Raw genomic sequence first — 4140 nt, forward strand, 5'->3', positions numbered from 1 at the left:
GCCGCGCCCGAGCGGCCGCCGCGCGCCGACGGCCGGCCACGGCGTACTGACGCCCGGCCGCCGCGCGCCGGGCGGTCCGGCGGTCCGGCGGCGGTCCTAGACCACGCCCACGGGCACGGTCCTGCGCACGGCGGCGGCCAGGTCCAGCAGCGGGTTGACCTCCGGCGCGTACCGCCGGGGCACCGTCACCTCGACGAACGCCTTGCGCAGCACCGTGGTGAAGCGATATCCGTCGTCCAGCTTCTCCGTCAGCCACTCGACGCCGTTCACCTCCGCCGCGTCGGCGTCGGGCCGGAACCGGGGGCTGCCGGGGTCGAGCAGCGCGGGCCGCGGCACCCCGCACCGCAGCCGCACCGCGGGATCGCCCCACACGGCGGTGAAGTCCGACGGGGGATCGGCGGCCCGGCGCCGCAGCCCGTCGACGGAGCCGGGCAGCTCCCGGTGCAGCGCCCGGCACAGCGCGGCGGCCTGCGCGGACGGGGTGGGAACCGCGGCGGCGCGGGCGGCGTCGGAACCAGCACCACCGGTACACCCGGCCGAGACCAGCGCGGTCGGCACGGCCAGCGCCACGGCGGACAGGCGGACCAGACGGGCCCGGAACCGGGACGTAACGGAAGTGGAGCGCACCGGCCGATGATACGAGGCCGGGCACACGGGGGAGCGGGCGGCCTACAGATGGACCACCGGGCAGGTCAGCGTGCGGGTGATGCCGTCCACCTGCTGGACCTTGGCGACCACCATGCGGCCGAGTTCGTCGATCGTCTCGGCCTGGGCGCGCACGATCACGTCGTACGGACCCGTGACGTCCTCGGACTGGATGACGCCGGGAAGCTTGGCGATGACGTCGGCGACGGCCGACGACTTGCCGACCTCGGTCTGGATCAGGATGTACGCCTGTACCACGGAACCTCCAGGGCGGCTACGAGGATCATGTGGGGAGAAGGGACGCCACGTTACCGCGTCGCAAAGCGGCACGGGGAGACCCGTGCGGGGCACGCGCGTGGCGAGCGGCCGTGGCACACACGCGAAGGGGCAGTGAAATGAAGGGCACCGTCGGCGAGTTGGGAGAGTTCGGGCTCATCAGGGAGCTCACCTCCCGGCTCACCACCACCCCGGCCGTCCGGCTGGGGCCGGGTGATGACGCCGCGGTGGTCGCCGCGCCGGACCGGCAGGTCGTGGCCAGTACGGACGTGCTGCTTGAGGGCCGCCACTTCCGCCGCGACTGGTCCACCGCATACGACGTCGGCCGCAAGGCCGCCGCCCAGAACCTCGCCGACATCGCGGCCATGGGCGCGGTGCCCACCGCCCTGCTGCTGGGCCTGGTGGTGCCCGCCGAGCTGCCCGCCACCTGGGCCGCCGAGCTGATGGACGGCCTGCGCGACGAGTGCCAGGTGGCGGGCGCGGCCGTGGTCGGCGGCGACGTGGTCCGCGGCGACACCATCACCGTGGCCGTCACCGCCCTGGGCGACCTGCGCAACCACGCGCCGGTCACCCGGGACGGCGCGCAGCCCGGCGACGTGGTCGCGGTCACCGGCTGGCTGGGCTGGTCGGCGGCCGGGCACGCGGTGCTCTCCCGCGGCTTCCGCTCCCCGCGCGCCTTCGTCGAGGCCCACCGCAGGCCCGAGCCCCCCTACCACGCGGGCCCCGCGGCGGCCGGGCTCGGCGCCACCGCGATGATCGACGTCAGCGACGGCCTGGTGGCCGACCTCGGACACATCGCCCAGGCCAGCAAGGTCCGTATCGACCTGCGCTCGGCGGACATCGACATCCCCTCGCAGATGTCCGACATCGGGCAGGCGGTGGGCGTCGACCCGCTGCGGTGGGTGCTGGGCGGGGGAGAGGACCACGCGCTCGTGGCGACCTTCCCGTCCGACGTGAAGCTGCCCGCCCGGTGGAAGGTGATCGGCGAGGTGCTCGCCCCCTCCGCGCTGCCCCGGGTGACGGTCGACGGGGCGCCGTGGCCCTACGGCGGCTGGGACCACTTCGCGCAGACCAGGGACGCCGGGTAGCGGCCGCTCCCGCTCGGCCGGGGGCCGCGGCCGGCGACGGGCGCGCGGCGGCCGGGCGGTAGATTCGCGCGTATGGCCGTTTCCGGGCGCCTTCCCGCCGCCGCAGCCTTGTCCGCCGACGCTGTTTCCGCCATCCCGCGCGGGACGCGCACACCCCCGCGCGTGCTCACCGTCGCCGGGTCCGACTCCGGGGGCGGCGCGGGCGTCCAGGCGGACCTGAAGGCGATGCTCGCGCTCGGCGTGCACGGCATGAGCGTGATCACGGCGGTCACCGCGCAGAACTCGCTCGGCGTGCAGGGCGCGTGGGAGCTGCCGGCCGAGGCGGTACGGGCCCAGTTCCGCAGCGTCGTCGACGACATCGGCGTACAGGCGGTCAAAACCGGCATGCTGGCCTCCGCCGAGCTGGTGGAGACCGTCGCCGGCCTGCTCGCGGACGTCGGCGCGCCGGTCGTGGTGGACCCGGTGGCCGTCTCCAAGCACGGCGACCCGCTGCTGGCCGCCGACGCCCTGGACGCGGTCCGCACGGCGCTGCTGCCGCTGGCCGCCGTCGCCACCCCGAACCTGGACGAGGCGGCCCGGCTGACGGGCGTGGCCGTGCCGGAGCGGGACCCGGCCGCCGCCGAGCAGGGCATGCGCCGGGCGGCGCACGCCCTGCTCGGATACGGGCCGCGCTGGGCGCTGATCAAGGGCGGGCACCTCGCGGGCGACGCCGTGGACCTGCTCACCGACGGCGCCGAGGAGCACTGGCTGCGGGCCGGGCGGCACGACAACCGGCACACGCACGGCACGGGCTGCACGCTCGCCAGCGCCGTCGCCGCGCACCTCGCGCGCGGGCTCGCGGTGCCGGAGGCGGTGGCGGCGGCCAAGGAGTACGTCACCGGGGCCATCGCGGCGGGCTTCCCGCTGGGGGCCGGCATCGGACCGGTCGACCCGCTGTGGCGGCTCCGCGTGCCATGAGCCGCAGGGCTGCGGCTCATGGCGGGGCCCGGGCCCGGATCCGCCAACGCGAGAAGCCGGCCCACCCGAGGGTGGACCGGCTGGCGTCGGCCGCCGGCGTCCACACGGCGGCCGCAACCTCAGACCCCGGAACCTCAGACCGTAGGCCTGCCGGGCCGGGGCTCCCGCCGCCCCTCGGCGGGGCGGCGGCGCGGGGTCAGCGCGAGACCTTGCCGGCCTTGATGCACGAGGTGCAGACGTTCAGCCGCTTCGGCGTCCGACCGACCACGGCGCGCACCCGCTGGATGTTGGGGTTCCAGCGACGGCGGGTGCGGCGGTGCGAGTGCGAGATGCTGTTGCCGAAGCCCGGCCCCTTGCCGCAGACGTCGCAGTTGGCAGCCACGGGATACTCCAAAGACGGGTCGCCTCGCCGGCGCGGGGCGACAGACACTGACGGTGGAATCCCCGGCACGCGCGAGGGCCGTCGAACGGCCGGGCGGCGCCAGGGGATACGTCCGATCCGCATCGGACAACCGGAGCAGCATACAACGGCCGCTCCTTTACGACGAAACTACCACGTCCGGCCAGACCCCGGCCCGGTCAGGGCCCCGGCTGCCACTACCCTGCGGTGACCGACCCGACGCCGCGGAACCGGAGGACGTACGTGCCGCACCTGCTCGACGCCGCCGCGGTACGCACCTGGTGCGGGCTGGCCCTGGACGCGCTGGGCCGGTCCCGCGCGGAGATCGACGCGATCAACGTCTACCCGGTCGCGGACGGGGACACCGGCACCAACCTCTACCTCACCGCCCAGGCCGCCGCCTGGGCCGTCGACGCCGTCTGGGACGGCCGCGACGCCGCCGACCCGCCCGGCCTCGCCGAGGCGATACGCGCCATGGCGCACGGCGCCCTGACCGGCGCGCGCGGCAACTCCGGCGCCATCCTGGCCCAGATGCTGCGGGGCATGGCGGACACCCTGACCGGCTCCGGCGCGGATCCGGGGAATACGGGGGATCCGGGGGATACGGGGGATACGGGGAAGGGCGGCGGCACCGGTGGGCGGCGGGGCGGCGGCGCGGACGCGGACGGGCTGCGCCGGGCCCTGCGGCGGGCCGCCGAGGCGGCGTACGAGGCGGTCGCGCACCCCGCGGACGGCACCATCCTGTCCGTGGCCGACGCGGCCGCGGACGCCGCC

6 protein-coding genes are annotated in these 4140 nt (G+C 76.2%); 3 read left to right on the plus strand and 3 right to left on the minus strand.

Annotation, left to right across the window (positions count from 1 at the left end; all coding sequences use genetic code 11):
* Positions 1-96: 96 nt before the first annotated feature.
* Positions 97-564, minus strand: a complete 468-nt coding sequence (locus RKE29_RS28350; protein WP_312008552.1) for a DUF3515 domain-containing protein — start codon at positions 562-564, stop codon at positions 97-99.
* Between the two features lie 105 nt (positions 565-669).
* Complete coding sequence (locus tag RKE29_RS28355) at positions 670-903, minus strand: Lrp/AsnC ligand binding domain-containing protein (RefSeq protein ID WP_312008549.1); 234 nt, start codon at positions 901-903, stop codon at positions 670-672.
* Positions 904-1040: 137 nt separating this feature from the next.
* Between RKE29_RS28355 and RKE29_RS28360 the strand changes: the two genes are divergently transcribed.
* Positions 1041-2009 carry a thiamine-phosphate kinase gene (locus RKE29_RS28360; RefSeq protein WP_312008550.1) on the plus strand — a complete coding sequence of 323 codons (969 nt, stop codon included), beginning with the start codon at positions 1041-1043 and terminating at the stop codon, positions 2007-2009.
* A 108-nt stretch (positions 2010-2117) separates the two neighbouring features.
* Positions 2118-2966, plus strand: coding sequence for a bifunctional hydroxymethylpyrimidine kinase/phosphomethylpyrimidine kinase (gene thiD / locus RKE29_RS28365; protein ID WP_312008554.1), 849 nt, complete (start codon positions 2118-2120; stop codon positions 2964-2966).
* Positions 2967-3162: 196 nt separating this feature from the next.
* On the opposite strand, the gene rpmB is transcribed toward thiD, so the two are convergent.
* Positions 3163-3348 (minus strand): 50S ribosomal protein L28, encoded by a 186-nt coding sequence (rpmB, locus tag RKE29_RS28370; protein WP_312008551.1) that lies wholly within the window; start codon positions 3346-3348, stop codon positions 3163-3165.
* Positions 3349-3609: 261 nt separating this feature from the next.
* On the opposite strand from rpmB, the gene RKE29_RS28375 reads away from it, so the two are divergent.
* A partial coding sequence (locus RKE29_RS28375) for a DAK2 domain-containing protein (RefSeq protein ID WP_312008555.1) occupies positions 3610-4140 on the plus strand: 531 nt, incomplete at its 3' end.

The organism is Streptomyces sp. B1866 (genome assembly GCF_031932565.1).
Taxonomy (GTDB): Bacteria; Actinomycetota; Actinomycetes; order Streptomycetales; family Streptomycetaceae; genus Streptomyces.

Bases quoted from the DNA above. Each gene is read 5' to 3' on its own strand.
- RKE29_RS28360 (WP_312008550.1), top strand. From the start codon at position 1,041: ATGAAGGGCACCGTCGGCGAGTTGGGAGAGTTCGGGCTCATCAGGGAG.